The 20,931-nt window shown below is 44.6% G+C and carries 19 protein-coding genes; 5 read left to right on the top strand and 14 right to left on the bottom strand.

What is annotated here, in order from left to right; translation table 11 throughout:
- Positions 1-9: 9 nt before the first annotated feature.
- A complete protein-coding gene (gene putA, locus PG915_RS19555; protein ID WP_353500068.1) occupies positions 10-3,147 on the bottom strand; it encodes a bifunctional proline dehydrogenase/L-glutamate gamma-semialdehyde dehydrogenase PutA in 3,138 nt (1,045 codons plus the stop codon).
- Between the two features lie 448 nt (positions 3,148-3,595).
- On the opposite strand from putA, the gene PG915_RS19550 reads away from it, so the two are divergent.
- The 3 genes from PG915_RS19550 (at position 3,596) to PG915_RS19540 (ending at position 8,272) form a co-directional block, all read left to right on the top strand.
- Entirely contained in the window at positions 3,596-4,972 is a 1,377-nt protein-coding gene (locus PG915_RS19550; RefSeq protein ID WP_353500067.1) for a hypothetical protein, read from the top strand.
- Positions 4,973-5,409: 437 nt separating this feature from the next.
- Entirely contained in the window at positions 5,410-7,173 is a 1,764-nt protein-coding gene (locus tag PG915_RS19545; protein WP_353500066.1) for a hypothetical protein, read from the top strand.
- Between the two features lie 142 nt (positions 7,174-7,315).
- On the top strand, positions 7,316-8,272 hold the full coding sequence (locus tag PG915_RS19540) for a hypothetical protein (RefSeq protein WP_353500065.1): 957 nt from the start codon (positions 7,316-7,318) through the stop codon (positions 8,270-8,272).
- 70 nt (positions 8,273-8,342) lie between these two features.
- Here PG915_RS19540 and PG915_RS19535 read toward each other — a convergent pair whose 3' ends face one another.
- The 7 genes from PG915_RS19535 to PG915_RS19505 all read right to left on the bottom strand — a co-directional run bounded on the left by PG915_RS19535 (position 8,343) and on the right by PG915_RS19505 (position 14,470).
- Entirely contained in the window at positions 8,343-9,005 is a 663-nt protein-coding gene (locus PG915_RS19535) for an HAD family hydrolase (RefSeq protein ID WP_353500064.1), read from the bottom strand.
- Between the two features lies 1 nt (position 9,006).
- Positions 9,007-10,026 carry an ABC transporter ATP-binding protein gene (locus PG915_RS19530; protein WP_353500063.1) on the bottom strand — a complete coding sequence of 340 codons (1,020 nt, stop codon included), beginning with the start codon at positions 10,024-10,026 and terminating at the stop codon, positions 9,007-9,009.
- Positions 10,023-10,763, bottom strand: coding sequence for an ABC transporter permease (locus PG915_RS19525; RefSeq protein WP_420884636.1), 741 nt, complete (start codon positions 10,761-10,763; stop codon positions 10,023-10,025). The genes PG915_RS19530 and PG915_RS19525 overlap by 4 nt, the downstream gene beginning before the upstream one ends.
- A gap of 82 nt (positions 10,764-10,845) precedes the next feature.
- Positions 10,846-11,739 (bottom strand): ABC transporter permease, encoded by an 894-nt coding sequence (locus tag PG915_RS19520; RefSeq protein WP_353500061.1) that lies wholly within the window; start codon positions 11,737-11,739, stop codon positions 10,846-10,848.
- On the bottom strand, positions 11,736-12,542 hold the full coding sequence (locus PG915_RS19515) for an alkaline phosphatase family protein (protein WP_353500060.1): 807 nt from the start codon (positions 12,540-12,542) through the stop codon (positions 11,736-11,738). The genes PG915_RS19520 and PG915_RS19515 overlap by 4 nt, the downstream gene beginning before the upstream one ends.
- A gap of 26 nt (positions 12,543-12,568) precedes the next feature.
- Complete coding sequence (locus PG915_RS19510; protein ID WP_353500059.1) at positions 12,569-13,642, bottom strand: ABC transporter substrate-binding protein; 1,074 nt, start codon at positions 13,640-13,642, stop codon at positions 12,569-12,571.
- Positions 13,643-14,044: 402 nt separating this feature from the next.
- The gene (locus PG915_RS19505) at positions 14,045-14,470 is read right to left on the bottom strand and encodes a septal ring lytic transglycosylase RlpA family protein (RefSeq protein WP_353500058.1); all 426 of its coding nucleotides are present in this window, start codon (positions 14,468-14,470) and stop codon (positions 14,045-14,047) included.
- Positions 14,471-14,682: 212 nt separating this feature from the next.
- On the opposite strand from PG915_RS19505, the gene PG915_RS19500 reads away from it, so the two are divergent.
- Entirely contained in the window at positions 14,683-15,396 is a 714-nt protein-coding gene (locus PG915_RS19500) for a UTRA domain-containing protein (RefSeq protein WP_353500057.1), read from the top strand.
- Positions 15,397-15,686: 290 nt separating this feature from the next.
- Here the strand turns inward: PG915_RS19500 and PG915_RS19495 are convergent, their stop codons facing one another.
- From PG915_RS19495 to PG915_RS19475, 5 genes are all read right to left on the bottom strand, one after another.
- A complete protein-coding gene (locus PG915_RS19495) occupies positions 15,687-16,514 on the bottom strand; it encodes a DUF2971 domain-containing protein (protein WP_353500056.1) in 828 nt (275 codons plus the stop codon).
- 148 nt (positions 16,515-16,662) lie between these two features.
- Positions 16,663-17,391 carry a hypothetical protein gene (locus tag PG915_RS19490; protein ID WP_353500055.1) on the bottom strand — a complete coding sequence of 243 codons (729 nt, stop codon included), beginning with the start codon at positions 17,389-17,391 and terminating at the stop codon, positions 16,663-16,665.
- A 126-nt stretch (positions 17,392-17,517) separates the two neighbouring features.
- The gene (locus PG915_RS19485) at positions 17,518-17,748 is read right to left on the bottom strand and encodes an HNH endonuclease (protein ID WP_353500054.1); all 231 of its coding nucleotides are present in this window, start codon (positions 17,746-17,748) and stop codon (positions 17,518-17,520) included.
- On the bottom strand, positions 17,741-18,016 hold the full coding sequence (locus PG915_RS19480) for a hypothetical protein (protein WP_353500053.1): 276 nt from the start codon (positions 18,014-18,016) through the stop codon (positions 17,741-17,743). The genes PG915_RS19485 and PG915_RS19480 overlap by 8 nt, the downstream gene beginning before the upstream one ends.
- Before the next feature lie 9 nt (positions 18,017-18,025).
- Positions 18,026-18,259: a hypothetical protein gene (locus PG915_RS19475; protein WP_353500052.1), complete on the bottom strand. Its 234-nt coding sequence runs from the start codon at positions 18,257-18,259 to the stop codon at positions 18,026-18,028.
- 172 nt (positions 18,260-18,431) lie between these two features.
- Here PG915_RS19475 and PG915_RS19470 point away from each other — a divergent pair, with 172 nt between their 5' ends.
- Positions 18,432-19,460 carry an IS110 family transposase gene (locus PG915_RS19470; protein ID WP_353500051.1) on the top strand — a complete coding sequence of 343 codons (1,029 nt, stop codon included), beginning with the start codon at positions 18,432-18,434 and terminating at the stop codon, positions 19,458-19,460.
- A 561-nt stretch (positions 19,461-20,021) separates the two neighbouring features.
- Here the strand turns inward: PG915_RS19470 and PG915_RS19465 are convergent.
- Positions 20,022-20,837: an AraC family transcriptional regulator gene (locus PG915_RS19465; protein ID WP_353500050.1), complete on the bottom strand. Its 816-nt coding sequence runs from the start codon at positions 20,835-20,837 to the stop codon at positions 20,022-20,024.
- Between the last annotated feature and the right edge of the window lie 94 nt (positions 20,838-20,931).

The following is a 20,931-nucleotide window of genomic DNA, read 5'->3' as shown; positions in this document are numbered from 1 at the left end:
TCTTTCTCCTTACTTTGAAATGGAAGCGGTGTCGTTAACGACATCAGTAAAACGATACAGATAGTGAGGGCCACCTGCTTTTGGACCTGTGCCCGACAGCCCTTGTCCACCAAACGGTTGAACACCGACTACGGCACCGACTTGGTCACGGTTGATGTAGCAGTTACCAACACGAACGTGTTTCTCAATCCATTCGTAAGTAGACTCATTGCGGCTATGTACGCCAAGAGTTAGGCCAAAGCCTGTCGCATTAATACTGTCGACAACTTTCGGCAGTTCAGACGCTTTAAAGCGCACTATGTGCAAAATTGGACCAAAGTGCTCTTCAGTCAGTACCGAGATATCAGAGATTTCAAACGCACATGGCGGTACAAAATCGCCCTCAGCACATTCATCATCAAGAGATAGCTGGGCCACTTTCTTGCCTTGTTTAGTCATAGCTTCAATATGAGCAAGAAGCTTTTGCTTCGCGTTGGCATCAATCACAGGGCCAACATCGGTCGAATGCAGGTATGGCAAGCCAACTTTTAGCTCATCCATTGCACCTTGAATCAGATTAATCACGCGCTCGGCGATATCTTCTTGAATGTACAATACGCGCAGAGCACTACAGCGCTGACCCGCCGACGCAAACGCTGAGCGAACCACATCACGCACCACCTGCTCAGGGAGAGCAGTAGAGTCCACAATCATTGCATTTTGACCGCCGGTTTCAGCGATAAATGGCACGGGTGCCACTTGGCGTGCGGCCAAGGTGCTATTGATGCGCTGCGCTGTTGGTGTCGAGCCGGTAAAAGCAACACCTGCAATCGCGCTGTGAGAGGTTAGAGCATGACCCACATCCGCACCACGACCAGTAATGAGCTGAATAGCGCTTGCAGGGAAACCTGCTTCAAGCATCAGCTCAACCGCACGTACAGCAATTAGAGAAGTTTGTTCTGCTGGTTTAGCAACTACGGTATTACCAGCAACCAAAGCTGCGGTCACTTGACCAAGGAAAATCGCCAGTGGGAAGTTCCATGGGCTAATACAGACAAACACACCGCGCCCACCGCGAGTCATCGACTTAGACTGACCATCGAAACCCAGTACCGATTGTGTCTTGAAGATGTGTGGTTGTTTTGCATAGTAACGACAGAAATCGACCGCTTCGCGCACTTCATCAATACTATCGTGAATAGTTTTTCCAGCCTCTTGATGACAAATTGCCACCAGCTCATGCAGGTTATCTTCTAGCTTGTCTGCCAGGTTTAGTAAGCACTGACTACGTTCGGCATAAGGAAGCGTTGACCAAGATACGAATCCTTCCTCAGCAACCTTGATAGCTTCGGAAACATGATCAAGGTTCGCCATAGCGACCTGACCAACGACGATTCGACGATCATAAGGTGCAGTAATCGTATCTATCGCAGCGCCTGCTTTGATCATGCTTTCGTATTGGGACTGTCCATTGATGATTGGCGCACCCAGCCACTGCTTGCTACGAAATACGTCCACTTTGTGTTCGTACTCTTTCACTTCGCTCTCGATATCAACGTTAACGCCAATCGAGTTTTTGCGATCGCTAAAGATAGACGGTGGCAGTTCAATATTGTCGTTATGCAGGGTGTCGTTAGCGTTGAGTGCATCGACAGGGTGAACCGTCAGACTCTCAACAGGGCAACGAGCATCCACCAAACGATGTACAAAGCTGCTATTCGCGCCATTCTCTAGCAGTCGGCGTACCAAATATGGCAACAGATCTTTGTGGCTACCCACCGGTGCATAGATTCGAACCGGTTGCTTATAGGTATCCATCACATGGTCATACAGGGAATCACCCATACCATGCAGGCGTTGGAATTCGTAATCGGTGTGCTGCGCCATAGTCGCAATCGCAGTCACCGTGTGCGCATTGTGGCTAGCAAACTGCGGGAAGATGTTTCCACGTACATTGTCACTCAGTAGGAAGCGAGCACAGGCTAGGTATGCCACGTCAGTCGCTTCTTTACGCGTATAGACAGGGTAGTTATCGTAACCCGCTTGCTGAGACCACTTGATCTCACTGTCCCAATAAGCGCCTTTCACAAGACGAAGCGGGATCAAATCGCCCTGTTGTTTCGCCATTGCATTGACCCAAACCAACACAGGCAGTGCACGTTTAGAATACGCCTGAATTACCAGACCAAACTTACCCCAACCTTTCGCAACATCGCTGCGGTAAACCTTTTCAAAAAGCTTGAGAGAAAGCTCAAGACGGTCAGCTTCTTCCGCATCAATAGTAATGGCAACATTGAGTTCACGAGCGCGAGTCAGTAGCTGAGTCAGCGTCTCGCATAACTCAGTCAGTACGCGTTCTTCGTTCGCGACTTCATAACGAGGATGCAAAGCAGAAAGCTTAATAGAAACCGATGGCGCAGGACTGGTATCTAAACCATATTGATCACTACCAACCGCCTCAATTGCCATTAGGTAATCTTTGAAGTACTTATCGCCATCAGCTTTGGTTAGCGCTGCTTCACCCAACATATCAAACGAATAGGTAAAGCCACGGTCACGCATTTTCTTACCGTTCTTTTGAGCTTCACCAATGTTACGGCCTAATACAAACTGATGCCCCATGACCTTCATTGCCTGATACATGGCTTTGCGAATCACAGGTTCAGAGAATTTATTTACTAAACGGTTCACCGCTTTTGCTGGGCTTTGCGATTGTGAATCTGGTAGACCCACCACTTTACCCGTCAGCATCAAGCCCCAAGTTGAGGCATTGACAAACACAGAGTCAGAATTCTTAAGGTGTGACTTCCAGTCAGCCACACTGAGCTTGTCGCGGATAAGCGCATCTGCCGTCGCAGAATCAGGAATACGCATCAAGGCTTCCGCAAGACACATCAGCAAAATGCCTTCTTGAGTATCTAAACTGTACTCAAGCAGCAAGGCATCAATCATCTGAATCGCATTTTTGTCAGCACGAATGGCTTCAATGAGCTGAGTGGTGTTCTGTGGGATCCGCTGGGCTTCCTCACCTTGCGGTGTTGCCAGAGGTAAAAGCTGTTTCAACCATTGAGACTCATCCACCATATAGAGTGGAGAGATCAGTGACCAGAGCTTCGCAAGCGGCTGCTCGACAAACTCCGTTTTTAGCACATCTGTTGCTGTAAACATGTGTGTTCCTCAATCTCTACTCAGCCGAAAAATCGACTGAACTACTACAATGGCAGGCAGTGTATTTTGAGTGCTTGAGAATTACTTGTCAAAAACTCCGTTGTTTTTGCACTTTTCTACGCTTTGTAACAATTCAAGAACATGTTCACAATTATAATGCGACACAAGGAATCATTATTGGGACATATTTTACAACTTGTTACTCAGAAACTTTTGGAAATTAACATTAATTAAAAATATATAATTTACACACAAAACCATGAAGACAATATATCAATCTCAATGTCATTGTTGAGTTTATAAATTCAAGCAATATAATCATAAAACAATATTTTTACTTTTGTTACCTAGATCACTAAACAGTTGTAAATAAATGATTTTACTTTTTATTTTTTGAAATAGAATCACAAAAATTATTCTAATGTTGTTCAATAAAAGAGAAAATCAAGTGAAAAAGTCAGTATTAAGCACTGCAATTCTATCTGCAATTGTATTATCGGGCTGTGGTGGCTCTAGTGATGAAGGCGGAACTATTCAAGGCCGCACTATTACCGTTATCGATGGTTATTTGGAAAATGCACAAGTTTGTGTAGACCGAAATGAAAATGGCGTATGTGACGACGGTGAAGTAATAGGCAAAACTAATGCCAATGGCCAATTTACTATCCCTGCCTCAGACAAGGATCACCCGGTCATCATCCGTTCAATCGCGGGTAGCACCAAAGATGCAGATCGCGTCGGATACCTAACTCAAAGCTTTGAAATGACGGCAAGTTCTGACTCTAGCGTGGTTACACCCTTCACGACTCTAGCGAATGCTAACGATATGTCAATTGAAGATTTGGCAGCCGTACTCAATCTGGACAGCAGTGTAATCTCTGGAGATTATGTCTCACTGAAAGGTGATATAGATAAAGCTGAAGATGCAATTAAGGGGCATGCGATTGCCCGTAGTTTAGTGCAAGAACTACCGACAGAATCAGCGAATATTAAAGGTGACGAGTTAGAGAAAACTGCAACTGAAATTAATGACATCATCAATCAACACAATGGTGATATTAAAGAAATCGAAGATTATGATATCGTCAAAAATGAAGATGGTGATTATAAAGCAGTAGAGGTAATCAACAACCTTCAGAGCTATTTGATCAAAGGTAATGAAGATAAGGATTCACCAACGTCAACATGGAACCTTGCTAATTTCAGTAAGCATTGGGCAGCAGAGGAAGGTGTATTTAGTGCTTGGTTAACTAAAGATAGCCTATGTGTAGAAGAAAATAGCCAATCTGAGTGCATGAGTTACAGTGTTAATGGCGATGTGCTTTCTATTCCTTCAGAAAATGGCAAAGAAGAGAACAATGCCTTCATTTACACATCAACTGAACTAGCTTTTGCTGTACCAGATGAAGGCGATTTGACGCTATGGACAACAAGCGACCTAACAACATCTATAAACTTCACAGAAAAAGACTTTGAAAACAAGACTTGGTTCATTGTGATGGATGACTCAAAAGACTCGACTTCAGTGCCGGTTTACGGTGAATTCCGTTTTGGCGTGTTCAACTCAGAAACAAAAGTTGGTGAAGTAACCCTCATTGAAGATGGTGAAGAATACAAAACAACTTGGACGCTTCCAAGTGGCAACTTGCGCATTGAATTTGACCAGCAAGCTGGCGACAATCCACTTGTAATTCGCTACGCTACGACGAATGGCGAGATAATGATAGTTAACGACATGGATCAACACGCTGATGTTTATGCGATGATGACTCAAGACGAATCATTAGCGTTAAACATCGTCGAGAAGTGGGAAAACGCAAAGTAAATAACCTGCTTTGAATCACTCGCTAGCTGCATATCGATGAAGCTAGCGGGTGAAATTATCGCAAGAATCGATGTCCATTGTTCCGTTACTAGAACGCTTTATAGTCACAATTTTGTCCTACAAACTAATCACCTATCGACAATCAAGAGAAGTATATTTGAAAGCTGTCTAACAAACCTAGTCAGCAGTAGCCGCTCTTTTTTCCACATATACCCCTTCGTTCTCACCCCCTTCTCAACCATCCAATACCAATACAATTCAATCACTAAGATCGATATCACCATCAATAATCGCCAGTTACGTCACAAAAATCGTATAATTTATCTCCACTTCAGTGACTGCAATCAAGCTACCAAATGTTACAACTAGCAACATCTCTATTTATAATACAATAATATTGACATCCAATATAAAGGGACATGAAAGAGAGTTAAATTATGCGAGTATCAAAAATTGCAGCAGCGATCACCCTCTCAACGGGGCTTCTAATGGGTTGTAACCCTGAAGTTATTAATGAGAACACTGGAGAGGGTAATAGTGGGGGCGGTACAACTCCAACATCAAAACTGGTGGGTCACTATTGGCAGCTCATCGAAGAAGGGGACGTAGCGGCACAATCAAGCGCAGATTTACCTAATGTGTATGTTTTTGATGGAACATCTCAACACTATTACAATGATGATGACAATCATGGCACCTACACCATTTATACCACCACTTATACTGACGATATCGATGAAGAAACGCTTTCTTTCACTTACTACGATACAAGTGGAGAAACAGTCACGACAGGCAGTTATTCCGTGACTAATGGTGCATTGACCATTGATACCGATAACTACGGGAAGCTTTCAGGCACAGACCAATCAGAAACTAGCTCCGTAGCCGATGCGGTAACCAAAGCTAATGATAGCGCTGGCTACAACAACTCGGTTCAAATCTTGGACGCTTTGGATAACGATGTTGGTGAGCTTAGACTTAAGCTTTTAGACTCATCTACAGGCGCCACTGTCGATAGCATTGCATCAGGTCGTTTGACTGTTGATGTTATTTATCAAGAAGATGGAGACACAATACAAGATGCTGACGGTACGGGTGATAACGCATACATCTCTCTTTACACCAACGGTACATCCAATAAAAACCTATATGGTGAAGTCATTCTCAGCGAAGGAAAAGTGCAATATCGCGGTGCAGGTGTTGGCGGTGTCAGCGGCGGTTCAATAACGGATGCTGGCGGCACCTTTGCTAATGGTGACAAACTGGCTATCGAGGTGACATGGGGCAACGACGAATTCAAATTTACGGTAAATGGCGAAGAGTTTACTGGCGAAATCACTGAAGATGCGGCAGTTACCGTTATCTCATTGAAGATTGGTGACACAAGTAATACAACAAACTTTGAGTTTATCGGTGACAATCTAGCGGTCTATTCAAGTGACACAGGTACCGAAGCTCTCGTATTTGAAGACGATTTCGACAACTATGCAGCAGGGCAAAACCTGTCAGGAAACCCATACAATAGCAGCACATCGGAGGCGACCATCATTGGCGATGGCAACTCTTCAGAACCATCTGAGCCGTCTGAGCCAACCGATGTTACCGATGACTTTGAATCCTATACGGTTGGCGAACTCATCAGCTCAGCAAGCAGCGCTTGGACAACAGCCAACATCAAAGATGACGCCGATGGCACAACAACCGCAGAAGTTGCGGTCGACCCAGACAACAGTGAAGAGAAGTCTCTGTATCTAGCAGACAGTAACTCGGCGACTAAACCATTTGCGATGCGCGAATTTACTGCACCGACGGCTGCAGGTTCGGTATCTTTGGATGCGTACTTCCCATCAGCCAACACCAAGTCAACATACATCAACATCGGTGATGGCAAAAACAACTCAAATCGTTACTTCGAGCTGAATCAGTCAGGCACTAAATTGAAATATGAAGCTGGTAGCGATGATGTTGAGATTGCGAGCGATATTGCTCTTGATGCGTGGCATTCATTCACTATTACATGGACAGACGCAGGACTAGTCACAGTCACTATGAATGGTCAAGAAATCGCAACAGACATTGATCAAGCAACGACGGGACTCGATTCTAGTATCGTACCTTCACAGCTAACACTTTACACAGGTGACAACAGCAGCACAGTCAACACCGCGTATTTCGATAACGTCGACTCTGAACTGTTTTAACAGCATCACCTTCAGCCGGCTCGGCATTAATGCCGAGCCCCACAACAGGTTCTAACTCCACACTAACATTGTAAGTAATAAGCAAAGCTGCATTTTGGGGTACTTGTAGGGTGCCCGTTTTTTTCGTTTTAGGAAGTGACCTATGATGTATCACGCCAGAAAGCTTGCGCTTTCCACCCTTATTCCTCTTATTCTGACCGCTTGCGGTGGAAGTAGCTCAAGCAACACCAGCATTCCAAACACACCAGATATTGATGATTCCGGAAACTACTATGTACTGAGTAGCGCTTCACTAGTTTCGGATGGCTCAGCCAATATGGACACTTACGATTTGATTGAAAGTGTCCTTGGAGTGGGCTCTATCGAGGCGCCCGACCTGTATGGTGAGGACAACCATAGCGGGGTAAGACACATCACCGAGGACAGCGATAATCAGGTTGGCGACTATTTCCGCTTTACTATTCATCGCGACCTAGATGGCGATCGAGATACGGGTAAAACCGACCGCCAACGCAACGAAATTAAGGTGTACGATAAATCTAATGACTCACTCAAAGGCTTTATGGACACCATATTTGAGTACCGCTGGAAATTTCGAATTGACGAAGACCTGCGCGTCACCAACCACTTTACCCATCTTTTTCAGCTAAAAGCCGTATCTGATTTTGGTGATCCTGTTAGTCAGCCGTTAGTGACTATTACTGGCAACACTAAGAGCGGTGTCAGTGGCTTAGAAGTACGTCATGTGGATAGTCAGGATGCTAAGACCATGTTGCTTCATACCTCACAGCTAGGTATCGACTGGGCAACACAAATACAGGGACAATGGCTAGAAGTCTTTGTTCGTGCGCAGTTCAGTGAACAAGGCTCGCTGGAAATGTCGGTGACACCACTTGGCTCTGAAGCACCGCTGTTTACCGTCAATGAACAAAATATCGAGCTTTGGCGCTCTGGCAGTAACGGCAGTACCGTCAACTTCGTAAGACCCAAATGGGGTATCTATCGCTCTCTTAATGATAAAGCAGGGCTTAATGCTGGCGAAGACGAAGTCTGGTTTGCAGACTTAGAGGTAAAAGAAGTCCAAAAGATAGAACCATAATAACAGTCACAATAAACTCCGAGAGTCGTAATAAACGACCTTCGGAGCTTAAACGTCAGGTATCGATGGATTACAAAAACCAATGAAGCTGCTGCCAATCCTTCTTGTCACCGAGTGCTTTTAGCAGTGGACATGGGTTTACTAAATAAGCATGGTCAGCAAACTCACACAGTGGTCGGTCATTGATAGAGTCGGTATAGAAATGGATCTCCGAGTACTGCGTCATACTCTCTGTCAACCATTGTTCCAGCCTTGCGACTTTGCCTTCGCGATAAGTAGGAATGCCGTCGATTCGAGCGGTGTAACAGCCGCCTTCTTCCGCCAAATCAATCCCCATCGCTTCATCAATACCAATACGTTTACCAATAGCCGACACCAGAAAGCTCACGGATGCGGAGATGATTACCGTCTGAACATTATCACGCTTAAGCTGTGCAATCAGTGTGGCGGCTTGAGGAAATAAACGAGGCATTATCTTCTCGTCAATGCACTGCTCCACCAGCAAAGAGACCGTCTCTTTCGACACGCCAGCTAATGGCGACATGGAAAACTTTAAGTAGTCTTCCATATCCATATTACCCTGCGCGTAGAGTGCCATCAGGCGTTCGTCTTCTTTCAAAAAGTCAGGTGCCGTCGCTATCCCTTTTTCCACCAAGAATCGGTTCCAAAGCATGGCACAATCGGCATCAAGCAGCGTCTCGTCCATGTCGAATACATAAAGAGGATTAGACATTCTAGGCTCTCACAGGTTGAATTTCGTTTAGGTTAAAAAGTAGCTCTAATTGACTACCAACAGACAGCAAGCGCTCTGAGGATCGGTTGAGCAGATCAACAGTGAGTTCGCAATCATCCACATCCACTTGGTAGCGAATCACATTGCCAAGCAGTTGATGATTCTTAATGACCCCTGTTCTCGGAGCCGAAATGTGCTCACCATACTGACGTCCTTGCTCACGCACATAGATGGACTCTGGACGGATTGCGACTTTGCTGTTCACTTCGAGATCAAAGAGCGATTTGGCTTGTGCTGCTTCCACCAGATTATAGTGACCCATAAAACCGGCGACGAACTCATTCACTGGATGGGTATAAATCGCCTCTGGCTCGCCTTGCTGGACAATCTCGCCTTTGTTCATCAAGAAGATACGATCAGACATGATCATCGCCTCTTCTTGGTCATGGGTGACAAAGATAGTGGTCAGGTTTAGCTCTTTTTGGATAGTGCGGATCTGCTGGCGAAGGTTCTTGCGGATTTTGGCATCCAGCGCAGACAAAGGCTCATCCAATAACAAGATCCGCGGCTTGACCACCAAAGCTCTGGCAAGAGCAACGCGCTGCCTTTGGCCACCGGATAGCTGGTGCGGGTACTGCCTCTCTTTACCCGTCAATTCCACCAGGTCGATCACCTTGGTAACCTCGCGCTCTATCTCTGCCTTAGCCAGCTTTTGCATCTTGAGGCCGAACGCGATGTTTTCGGCTACCGTCATATTCGGGAATAAAGCATAAGATTGAAATACCATGCCGATGCCACGCTGCTGCGGTGCGGCGTGAGTGATATCGACACCATCCACTAAAACCTGGCCGCCTTCAACGGGATTGAGTCCCGCCAAACTGCGAAGTAACGTTGACTTTCCGCAGCCACTAGGTCCGAGCAGAGTAATGAACTCTCCCTTCTCAATCGTAAAGTCGATGTCTTCGAAAACCGTGTTATTACCAAATCGCTTGGTAAGTTGACTAACAGATACGTAGCTCATGATTTGCCCTTTTGTTGTTGACTGCTAAAACGGCTGGCAAGCCATGTCAGTAGGAAGATAAAGAAAAAGTAAGTCATCACTAACGCAGAGGTAAAGTGACCGCTGGTTTGACGCATGTTATAGAGATAGATTTGCAGTGTTTCGTAACGTGTTCCCACCAAGATATTGGCGAACACAAACTCACCCAATAAGAACGAGAACGAAAGGAACAGCGACGCCAACAAACCCTTCTTCAAGTTCGGAACGATAATCAAGAGAAATGCCTTGGTTGTGCTTGCGCCTAATAAGTGAGCCGCATCCATCAAATCGTTCAAATTAATCGCTTCAAAACTGTTGGATATCGCGCGATACATAAACGGCAGCGCGATGGTGAAGTAGGTACCAATTAAGATCCATGGCGTACCGATCAAAGGCACCGCACTGTCGGCATAGATCTGTAATAGCCCTACTGAAGAGACCACAGGCGGTACAGCGAACGGCAACAAAATAAGCACGTTCATTAACTTGTCGAGTTTTGGAAAGTAGTAAAACACCACAAAAATCGCCGGTAGGATCAACACCACACTCAATGCTAGAGCCGCGAAACAGACCAACAGCGAGCGCCCAAATGCCGTAAGAAAACGTGAATCGGTAAGCAGTTGAATATACCAATTAAAGGTAAAGCCGTCGGGTAATATGGTGGCTCCCCAACTTGATGACAGGGAGTACACCAAGGTCGCGATAATCGGAACCAGCATCAGTCCAACGATTCCGTAAACAACGGCTTTATGATAGTAAGTACTAACATTGCTTGTTAGCTTTTTACTCACGAGAGATTTGCTATTTTGAAGCATGATAACTCCTCGACAATAGCCATTGATTGATAACCGTAATGAAGGCGAGAATCGCCATTAGAATCAAGGAAATGGCCGCCGCCAGATTCGGCTCAAGGAACAAATCACCCGATACTAAGCTTGCGATGCGCACGGTAATAACGTTGTAGTTGCCCGTGGTCAGCGCGTAGACACTGGCGTATGCGCCCATTGCGTTAGCAATCAAGATAATGAAGGTGCCAAGCAGCGCGGGAGACAGCACAGGTAGAGCAACCTGAGTCCAATACTGATGCGTTTTCGCACCAAGCAGCGCCGACGCTGACTGCCAATCATCTTGCAGCGCATCAAACGCGGGATAGAGCAGCAGCACACCCAGTGGGATCTGAAAGTAAATATAGATGACCAGTAGTCCCCATTTACCATAGAGATTGAACCCCTCAATCAAACCATACTGCTTAAGGAGCAACGTGACTGCACCGTTGACACCCAGAATAATGATGAAGGCGAACGCCAGAGGCACACCAGCGAAGTTACTGCTCATATTAGTAAAGGCAATAACACCATCGCGCAGTCGGCTATCGACTCTGCGAAGCGATGACACCAATAACGCAGCAATGGCGAGACCAATCACACTCGACCATACCGACAACCAAATACTGTTGCTAAAGGCTTGAATCATGAAGCTGGAGTCAAATACCTCAAGGTAATTGTCCAGCGAAAACTCGCCATCGTATTGAAAGCTATTAAAAAACACCCAAACCATTGGGGCGAGCTGGAACAAATAGAAAAACAGCACAAAGGGCGCGAGCCAAAGCACGGGTTTAAAACGATTCCACAGAGACGCGCCCTGACGAGACTGCGTCTTGCCGTTGCTCGGCGTTGCGATTACTGAACTACTCATAACGCGATCATTTCCGGTGCATAAGGTTTACGATGCTCAAGCCCGAGAAGCTGACAACACAGTCCACAAAGCTCTGTTTGCTTCACGGTTGTGTCGGCGTGGGTAAAGGTATCACCAATGACAAACAGTGGGACTTCACGCTCTTCAGGCAAGATGCCGCCGTGCGAAAGGTCATCGTTCATACCGTGATCACTGGTCACCATGACTTGATAACCCGCATCAATCCAAGTACTGATGTAGTTGGATAGGTAAATATCCGCAGCGCGCGCGCTGTTTCGATATTGCCTCGAATCCAAGCCATGCTTGTGCCCTGCGTCATCGATATTCATTGGATGTATTAGGAGAAAGTCTGGATTGAACTGCTGTCTGAGTGATTCTGCGTCGATAAACAAAGCCTCATCAGGGTAGTGATCCCAATGATAGAAACGACCATGCTGAATGTTGAGTGATTCATCGTCGGTAAAACGGTCACGAACCGCATCATAAGGCGCTCGGTTATAGAGTTCACTCACCCAGTGATAAGCGGCAGCTGCCGTTACCTTGCCCTGCGATTTGGCTAGGCCAAAGATGGATTCTTGATTCGATAGGCGTACAATTTGATTATTAACAATGCCGCTCAGAACAGGTGGCACTCCAGTCAAAATGCACTCATAGAGTGGTCTCGACATTGATGGAAGCTCACACTGAATAGGATATAGGGTTGCTTTTTTCTGCTCGATTAAGCCGTTCAAGTAGCCCATGCAATCACGGGCTACTTGATAATTGAGACCATCGAGGACAACAAGAATGACCTTATTGCTCATACTTACCTCTTACTTAGGTTCTCAAATTACTGCTGATGGATAAGCACGTTTTCTTGCCACTGACGAGGTAGGCGGCGCGCTGATTTTTCCCATGCTTTAAAGTCAGTCACTGGGTGTACGTTGCCGTACTGGTCGTTTGAAATCAGCTTTTCTTGAATCGATGCAGGCAGCTCAACATTAGAGCGGATTGGGCGAGCGTAGCCCTCTGCAAGGTTGATTTGACCGCGGTCACTAAAGATGTGTTCACGAGCCAATTTAGCTGCGTTCGGGTTCTTCGCGTACTTGTTGATGATGGTTGTGTAGCCAGAGATAACCGAACCATCTTGTGGAATGTTAACGCTAAAGCGCGAACGGTCGATTTGGTCACGGTAGTTCAGCGCGTTGAAATCCCAAAGGAGAGCGACTTCGACTTCGCCTTTTTCCAGGTTCGCAATGCTTGGGTCAGTGAAGGATAAACGACCTTGTTTAGCAAGCTTCGAGAAAAACTCAATAGCAGGCTTAAGGTTTGATTCATCACCACCATTGGCGAATGCTGCGGCTAGTACCGCATTGTTCGCTTGCGCTGCAACACCTACGTCGCCGACAGTAACTTTATAATCACCTTCAAGAATATCTTGCCAAGACGTCGGTGCATCTTTTACTAGGTTGTTGTTTGAGATAAACGCGATAGTACCGGTATACGCCAAAGCCCAGTGGCCATCTTTGTCTTTCGCCCAATCAGGAATATCACTCCAAGTGGTTGGTTTATAAGGCTGCGTCACACCCTTTTGTACCGCTACGCGTGCAAACGCAAAGCCCACATCACCGATATCCGCTGTCGCATTTTTCTTTTCTGCTTCAAACTTAGCGATCTCTTGTGCCGAGCTCATATCAGTATCTTGGTGCTTCAAGCCGTAAGTGGACTCAAGGTCATTCCAAGTATCTTTCCAGTTTGCCCAACTATCTGGCATACCCACACTGTAAACCGCCCCTTCTTTTTTTGCCGCTTCGGTCAGTGCTTGCACACCGTCGTCAGCCATGGCAGTAGAAGAGATCGCCGCTGCAATCAGAGTAGCAGTGCCAAGTTTTGCGATACTTGCACGGTTAAGCAAAGTTTTCATTGTCTCTATCCTTCTGGACTAGGTCAGTAAGTTCACTTTTTATGCTATTTCGCGAATGTGACAATTTAGGGCAGAGTTTTTGACGGTTTTATGGAGGTTAAATGGCAGAAATGCGTCAGTTTGATGAAGGGAATAGGTGACGACCTTGCTCTCAACGTACGTCATTCCTGTGAAGACAGGAATCTACTTGAGGCTTGGAGTGAGCGTTGAGTAGATCTCTGCCTGCGTAGGCGCACGGCCAGTGAGATGACGACTATTGTGAGTGTGAAGAGCCAGCAACGCGCGTCATTCCTGCGCAGGCAGGAATCTACTTGAGGCTTGGTGCGCGCTTGAAGAAGATCCCTGCCTGCGTAGGTGCACGGCCAGTGGGATGACGGCTATATTTGGGCAGGAAGAGGAGATTTAGTGCTTATACCTAAACGTATTACTATCATCAATCACATCAATCTTAACCGGTAAAGTACCAGCATTAATGTTACCAATCTGGTCAAACGACTTTCGTGAAAGATCAATAACACGACCTTTCACAAAGGGACCACGGTCATTGATTTTCACATCGACAGTTTTGCCATTGTTGGTATTCGTCACCCTAACGATGGTGCCAAACGGTAACGTTTTATGAGCCGCAGTATAGGCTCTCATGTTATATCGCTCGCCACTTGCGGTGCGCTTGCCATGGTATTTGCTTCCATACCACGATGCTTGGCCAACAAGCTCATGAGAACGGGCATAGCTGCTGGTTTTTGCATTGTCGACGGACGCGGTTGAAGAACAACCAGCTAAGATAGTTAGAACAAGAGCGATAAAAGCGAGGTTGAGTTTTTTCATGTTGTTTAAATATGAGGTTATTAATTTAGTCGGATTGAATTTTAATTATTGCTGATTTTGAGAAAAACTGGGTTTTGACAACGTCATAGTTAGGAAAGAACTTAGAAGTGAGTAGGTTACAATCAAAGCCAGATGAGATTGAAGCCTTCATAAAACTGTTACCAAGCTGTCGTATCTTGTTCATCTATACGCCTTTGGACTAGGTCACAACAATGAAAACCCTCACTCAGCTTGCGAAAATCAAAACCACCATAAGAGATCAAATCTCAGGAAACATAATGCAGGCTGGGCAGAAGCTACCTTCTGAGCGTGAGTTGAGTGAACTCTTCTCAACCACTCGAATTACCATTAAAGACGCCCTTACCTCCCTTGAAACCGAAGGTTTGATCTATCGAGAAGAGCGTCGTGGCTGGTATGTTTCACCGCAGCGTATCCGCTATAACCCACTGTCACGCAATCACTTTCATCAGATGATTCGCGATCAAGACCGAATTGCTGAAACTAAGCTGGTGAATGTTAGAACTGAGATGGCAAGTGGTGAATACGCAAAGGCGCTGTCGGTTGACACGATTACACCGATTCATGTCATAGAGCGACTGCGATACATCGATGGACGTGTAGTGCTGTTTGTGGAGAATTGCCTGATTGCTTCGCTATTCCCCGACATCTTGGATAAAAACCTAACCATGTCACTCACACAGTGCTACCAAGAAACGTATGGCTACGAGACAGGGCGTTCTCACTTCGACGTCATTCCAACATCAGCGCCTAGCCATGTCGCCAAAGCCCTCAATTTGGCAGAAGGACAACCTGTTCTAAAGATATGCCGTGTGAACTACAAGCAAGATGGTATGTTGATGGATTGCGAGTTTGAGTATTGGCGACCTGATGCCATGATGATCTGCATCGGCAGCGAGTCTCAGTAGTTGATTCATTTGAAGTGTCGGAAGGCATAGGAAACTAGCCTTTTCAAGCAATTATTGGACTATAGAAAGCTACAGTTTGATCACTTTCTGAAACGTTTTTGGACATAACTGATTCAGTTATATTACTAAATTAGAATGTAACGGATTAGTCCACGTATGGAAAAGTAACGCCCGCTTAAGTTGTGAGGTACGCACCACTGAAGCCAAATTTTAAACCGTAATCACCCAAACCAAAATTAACACCAAAACCGCCAAGCGTTACGAATCAACTTGAAGCGATTGTTAGGTAGCTACACGCGCTGGATTAATTTGTAAGTATTAACGGCGACCTCGTGCTCAAATACTTGGCACTCAATGTAATTGTCATTTATAGCTTTCAATATTCTATTTTTTGTATCCACACTGGTTCTAGGACCGAAAAAAATAGATTTAATTGCATCTTTGGGTATATCTGCCAAATAGACTTTGTTACCGAAAGGGTCAATTATCGGACGATTATCACTGTTTACTTGAGGTTTAATACCAATAAAATTCAAAGTTAATCGCACTTCCTTTTCATAAGCCCACTCACTAGATTTGACACCTAGAATCGACGAACTATCGTAAACTTTGCCAATGTCTAGCAAGTTTGGGGATTCCTCATATTTTATAACTATTGGGTCAGTGCTCACACCATTCAGCCCGGGCCGATGAAAAAACTCGTGATTAGAATCAAACTCAATAACGTAACCGCAACCCGAATCTGCATAATGTGACCACATTAACAAACTCTCATTCGTTTGAGATAACGAAAGCACCCCAATAACTTTATCCATTAACTTTGACATTTCAGATGTCATTTTGTTTTCTCTAATAAGGTTACCTGAGTTCTCTTCGATTTCACTGAGAACCTGATTATACTCTGGCTCCAACTCAATGCGTTTGTCATCACTCAAATCCGACCACCACTCGTTCAATAGTTCTCGAGATTCCTTGGACAAATTATTAACTAGATCAGTTACATTGAAAGAATGATGCATTTCATATGGGTCATTTAAAGAACTCAGTTGAGTAAATCTGACTCGCAAATTCTCCAGTACATCGACTCTTTCCACTGGCAAATATTTATATAGTTTCAACCGACCCCCTTCTTGCTTGTATAACGACCAACTTAGATACCTAACGCCGCATTAAGTGGTGAACAACGCCTCCACCCAGCCTAAAACCTTGCCGCATTCAACACTGAAGCCAACCCAAACCGAGAATGCCAAGCGTTGAGAATCCGTCTTAAATGCCTACTCGCCTGTCAACTAAAGGCCATATTTGACTTTTTGGTATATCTTCCATGTTCGTTGAGAGGCTATTGGTATCTGCTTCATATGGAATGGCACCTAAGAGACCATTAGAAAATCTACGTGCAATATAGCCTTTCAGTTCTTCGGTAAATCCACTAGGGCAAGTTACCCAAACAGCATTTAGCCAAAGAACTGTTAAAGATATATAGTTTCGCTCAAATTTCGAACTTTCGTAAGAGACTGATAAGCTTAATGAATTTCCAAAATTTACCTTCATATCAACAAGTTGATTCTTGATTTTCAACCTAAAGTTACTAAGCATAAAAATTAGACAAAAAATAAAGTCGCGAAAAGAAGGATCATTTTTATCATTCACAAAGCCTGAGATTTCAACTTCCTTAAAAATAGCCCCTAAACTTTGTTGAACATCTTCAAGCACACCTAAGCCTAATGGTCGTTCCATCGGAATTTTTCCACCATCCATTACACGCTCAGTTTTTCGTTCAAAATATGAAGTTACTGGCTTGAAATTATTAATGACAACACCACAATTTTTTTGTTCTGGATGAGCGAGGAAATCTCCTAACTCTCGAAATATACTTGGTTTTGGGGTGTAATCCCTAACCAAAACAATAAACAGAGCGACATCATCTTGGTCGAATTCACGTTTTAGATACTTATCAAAAAATTTATGTATATGATGCTTTGTATACGAATTCACGTCACTCTCCTAGCCAGTTAACGCCTGCAATAAGGTGTGCCCCACTGAACCAGCAAAGCACACTGAACTCCATACCAAAACCGCCGAGTGTAACGCATCACCTTGATTGCCTTGTTAGGCTAATTTTTAGAATCGATAGAAATCTAGGTTCAGCTTTCCTGCGTGGTATTTTTTGTGGCAATCATCACATAAAGTTACGAAGTTAATAATATTATCGCTGCCTTCTTCCGAAAAAGGGATTAGATGATGCCCTCTAGCCTTCTTTCTATCGTGATCCCAACAAACTATACAAATATGCTCTTGGAGTTCTTTAATTTTTTTTTGCTGTTTTGTGTGAGAATAAGGGCGCTTAACCATTATTTTCCTCTTGTGCTTCAATAAGAGCACGTATTTTACTCGGTAACTCTTTACTGCCACCTTCAACTAATGTCGCTTTTGCGGCACTATCCGTTACTCTCTTCTTAAGCCTAACAAGTTCAATGTGCATTTCATCCTGTTCAGTTTGGGTCATATTATCAATGCGCAAAATCAGCGCACGATCACGTGTATCTGGCGAAGGTTCAGAAACCGTTTGAGTACAAGAACGCTTATTGTGCCCACTTTGCCCACAAATACTACATTTCATATGTGACCTCTAAAACGTGGTGATTTTTACATCATTATCTGAACTGGATACACCTATCTCCCCTTCACCTTCACTGATTGTCCATGTTGCCGTTATTTCGGGAATATTTTCATCATTTCTGTCTAAAAGAACAATTTCTACTTTTCCATTTTTCTTTTTCACAGCAATAGCGATACTCGCTCCGAAAGGCATGACATTCATAACCGAGTCACCTTTCGATAAAATTTTTATATCAAGATTCATTGAAATTCCTACGCTTTTGTTAAAAACAGTACATTAAAGACAATAACACAATTGTTAATTATCCATTTGTGATTGAGGTGGGAAATTAGCCTAACGAATGATATGGACTCCCTCTCCCTGACACTCTGCGTGCCATACTTACTCAGTACACGCTGAAGAACTGGAGGTTACTATGTCCACAATTCAAACTATTGGCGTTGACCTCGCCAAGAATGTGTTCAGTATTCACGGCGTTGATGCATATGGCAAGTGTATCCTACGCAAAACTGTTAAAAGAAACAAACTCTTAGACACATTCGCAAAATTACCACCCTGCCTCATCGGTATGGAAGCTTGCTCCGGTGCGCACCACTGGGCAAGGGAGTTACTTAAACTCGGTCATAGCCCTAAAATCATGGCGTCCAAATTCGTTATTCCGTATCGACAAAATGAAAAGAATGATGCCAATGATGCAGAGGCCATCTGCGAAGCAGTATCTAGACCCAAAACACGATTTGTCTCTATAAAAAGTGAAGAACAACAAGCAGTGCTTTGCCTACATCGTATCCGTCAAGGCCTAATTAAAACAAGAACCGCAACCATTAACCAACTCAGAGGATTACTTTCTGAATTTGGTCTTGTCATGCCAAAAGGCCGCTACTCAGCCCAAAACACTATCGGGAGTATCCTTGAGGATGCTGAAAATGGTTTACCCATGCTAGCTCGTGAACTACTTCAAGATCTGTCGAACAAGATTCAAAGCCTTAATCTTGAAGTCCTGCACTATGATCGAAGAGTATCAGCATTAGTCCGTGAAATGGCTTCAGCCAGGGCTCTTATGAATATTCCTGGTGTCGGTGAACACAGTGCAAGTGCCATTGTCGCGACCGTCAATGACGCCAAGCAATTTGGCTCTAGCTGCCAGTTCGCCGCATGGATAGGGTTGGTTCCAAGGCAATACTCAACAGGTGGTCATGTTCACCTTGGGCGCATCAGCAAAAGAGGCGAAAAACATATTCGTACTCTACTTATTCATGGCGCAAGAGCCATTATTGCACGATGCAAAGAGAAAACCGACCGCAACAGTATTTGGTTAAATCAACTCGTTGAACGACGAGGTTATAAACGAGCGGCTGTCGCCCTAGCAGCAAAGAATGCTCGTATCATATGGGCACTATTAACCACGGGAAAAGAGTACAAAATTAACTATGTAAACGGTTAACACTCACCGAGTCAAAGCAATAGCAAATGATGACAATACGATCAGACCGAGATGTTTAAACCTGTCTATAAAGCTAGTAGCAAATACTGACTAACGAATGAGGTCAACATCAAGCGAATATCATCAGGGTGACGGAGTTTCTCCGATTAAACACCGAATGTAGAGCTGCTGTCAGATCCACTGTTATTAGCGGGAGCTATTGTTGACAAAAGAGGGAGTCCATGTAGCTTTATAGACGGACTTTTTCCGTCTTTGCATTCCGCCTATGTTGCAGCCATTTATTATGAAACTCAACTGGTATCAACCTGTTATGTGAATCGACATATAGATGTTGGGTTGAATTACGGAAAAACACCGTATAAGAGAACAAAGTACGGATTAGATTAAGTTGGTCTATTGGTGTACTGCTCAGGTGTGCCGTTTGTCGGTTCTGTGAAGGTTTGGGGCAAAGGCGTGTTTGCTAAAACCGGTTCACATAAATCTCTGTCAAGTGAACTAACTGCGCAGACGTGACAAACTTTATTGGAATCGACCAAGCTTTATTGTCTTCCGACATGAAGATTAAGAGAAACGCTTGCGATACTGCGACGGAGAGATGCCTTGCAACCTAGAAAAGGCATGAGTAAAGGTACTTTGACCAGAAAAGCCAGTGAGTTCTGCAATTTGACCTAAGTTTAAGTTGCCTTGTTCAATCAATCGCTTGGCTGCATCAACGCGCTTGTTCAGCACATATTGGTGTGGCGTAATGCCTAAATGCTCTCTAAACAGCATATGGAACTGACTCTCTCCTAGAAACACACTACCGGCAAGCTGAGCGACGGAGATCTTATGGGCTAAATGCTGCTCGATGTAGCGATCAATCTGTTCAAGATCGAAACGAGAGTCACGCAGTGACGTCTTAAGCTCTGAAATGTGGCGCTGCAATAACGCCACCACAGTGTCGTTGCATGCACGACTGAGTAACAGATCATCTGGGCTACTTTTCATTTCTGCCACCAACATCTGAATCAGTTTTTGAATTTGAATATCAAGTTGAAAGTAAGTTTTACTCTTCGATAACTCATTGATTCTTTGAAGAAGTACTGGATCATCATCACTTGGCAGTGGCATGTTCAACACCAAAATATCCGGTTGATCAACAATGCCACCGAAAGCATGATCAAGGCCAGATGTCACCACACAGCCCTGTCCAGGGCCTACCTTGTTGCCAACACCGCCAACATCGAACTCAGATTGACCTTTGAGTCCAATCACAACTTGCGTGTAATGGTGCTCGTGAGAGTCCATATGTGAAGGCAGACGAACGATTTCAGCTGGCTTGATGATGCTGGGCACTGGGGAAGCATGATCAAGGATGTCATTATTGCGTTTCACCATGTTTCCAGCCTCAGTGTAAATGGAATGTCGATCCGCGGAGTATATCGATTTCCAGTGAATTTGGGAAAGCGAATCGCGCAATCGCTTATCGTTA

Source organism: Vibrio sp. CB1-14 (assembly GCF_040412085.2).
Classification (GTDB): Bacteria; Pseudomonadota; Gammaproteobacteria; order Enterobacterales; family Vibrionaceae; genus Vibrio; species Vibrio chaetopteri.
This window is presented reverse-complemented; position numbering and strand designations above follow the sequence as displayed.

Bases quoted from the DNA above. Each gene is read 5' to 3' on its own strand.
- PG915_RS19525 (WP_420884636.1), bottom strand. From the start codon at position 10,763: ATGCTGGTTCCGATTATCGCGACCTTGGTGTACTCCCTGTCATCAAGT.
- PG915_RS19500 (WP_353500057.1), top strand. From the start codon at position 14,683: ATGAAAACCCTCACTCAGCTTGCGAAAATCAAAACCACCATAAGAGAT.
- PG915_RS19485 (WP_353500054.1), bottom strand. From the start codon at position 17,748: ATGGTTAAGCGCCCTTATTCTCACACAAAACAGCAAAAAAAAATTAAA.
- PG915_RS19535 (WP_353500064.1), bottom strand. From the start codon at position 9,005: ATGTCTAATCCTCTTTATGTATTCGACATGGACGAGACGCTGCTTGAT.
- PG915_RS19470 (WP_353500051.1), top strand. From the start codon at position 18,432: ATGTCCACAATTCAAACTATTGGCGTTGACCTCGCCAAGAATGTGTTC.
- PG915_RS19480 (WP_353500053.1), bottom strand. From the start codon at position 18,016: ATGAAATGTAGTATTTGTGGGCAAAGTGGGCACAATAAGCGTTCTTGT.
- PG915_RS19520 (WP_353500061.1), bottom strand. From the start codon at position 11,739: ATGAGTAGTTCAGTAATCGCAACGCCGAGCAACGGCAAGACGCAGTCT.
- PG915_RS19475 (WP_353500052.1), bottom strand. From the start codon at position 18,259: ATGAATCTTGATATAAAAATTTTATCGAAAGGTGACTCGGTTATGAAT.
- PG915_RS19545 (WP_353500066.1), top strand. From the start codon at position 5,410: ATGCGAGTATCAAAAATTGCAGCAGCGATCACCCTCTCAACGGGGCTT.
- PG915_RS19465 (WP_353500050.1), bottom strand. From the start codon at position 20,837: ATGGTGAAACGCAATAATGACATCCTTGATCATGCTTCCCCAGTGCCC.
- PG915_RS19540 (WP_353500065.1), top strand. From the start codon at position 7,316: ATGATGTATCACGCCAGAAAGCTTGCGCTTTCCACCCTTATTCCTCTT.
- PG915_RS19510 (WP_353500059.1), bottom strand. From the start codon at position 13,642: ATGAAAACTTTGCTTAACCGTGCAAGTATCGCAAAACTTGGCACTGCT.
- PG915_RS19515 (WP_353500060.1), bottom strand. From the start codon at position 12,542: ATGAGCAATAAGGTCATTCTTGTTGTCCTCGATGGTCTCAATTATCAA.
- putA (WP_353500068.1), bottom strand. From the start codon at position 3,147: ATGTTTACAGCAACAGATGTGCTAAAAACGGAGTTTGTCGAGCAGCCG.
- PG915_RS19505 (WP_353500058.1), bottom strand. From the start codon at position 14,470: ATGAAAAAACTCAACCTCGCTTTTATCGCTCTTGTTCTAACTATCTTA.
- PG915_RS19530 (WP_353500063.1), bottom strand. From the start codon at position 10,026: ATGAGCTACGTATCTGTTAGTCAACTTACCAAGCGATTTGGTAATAAC.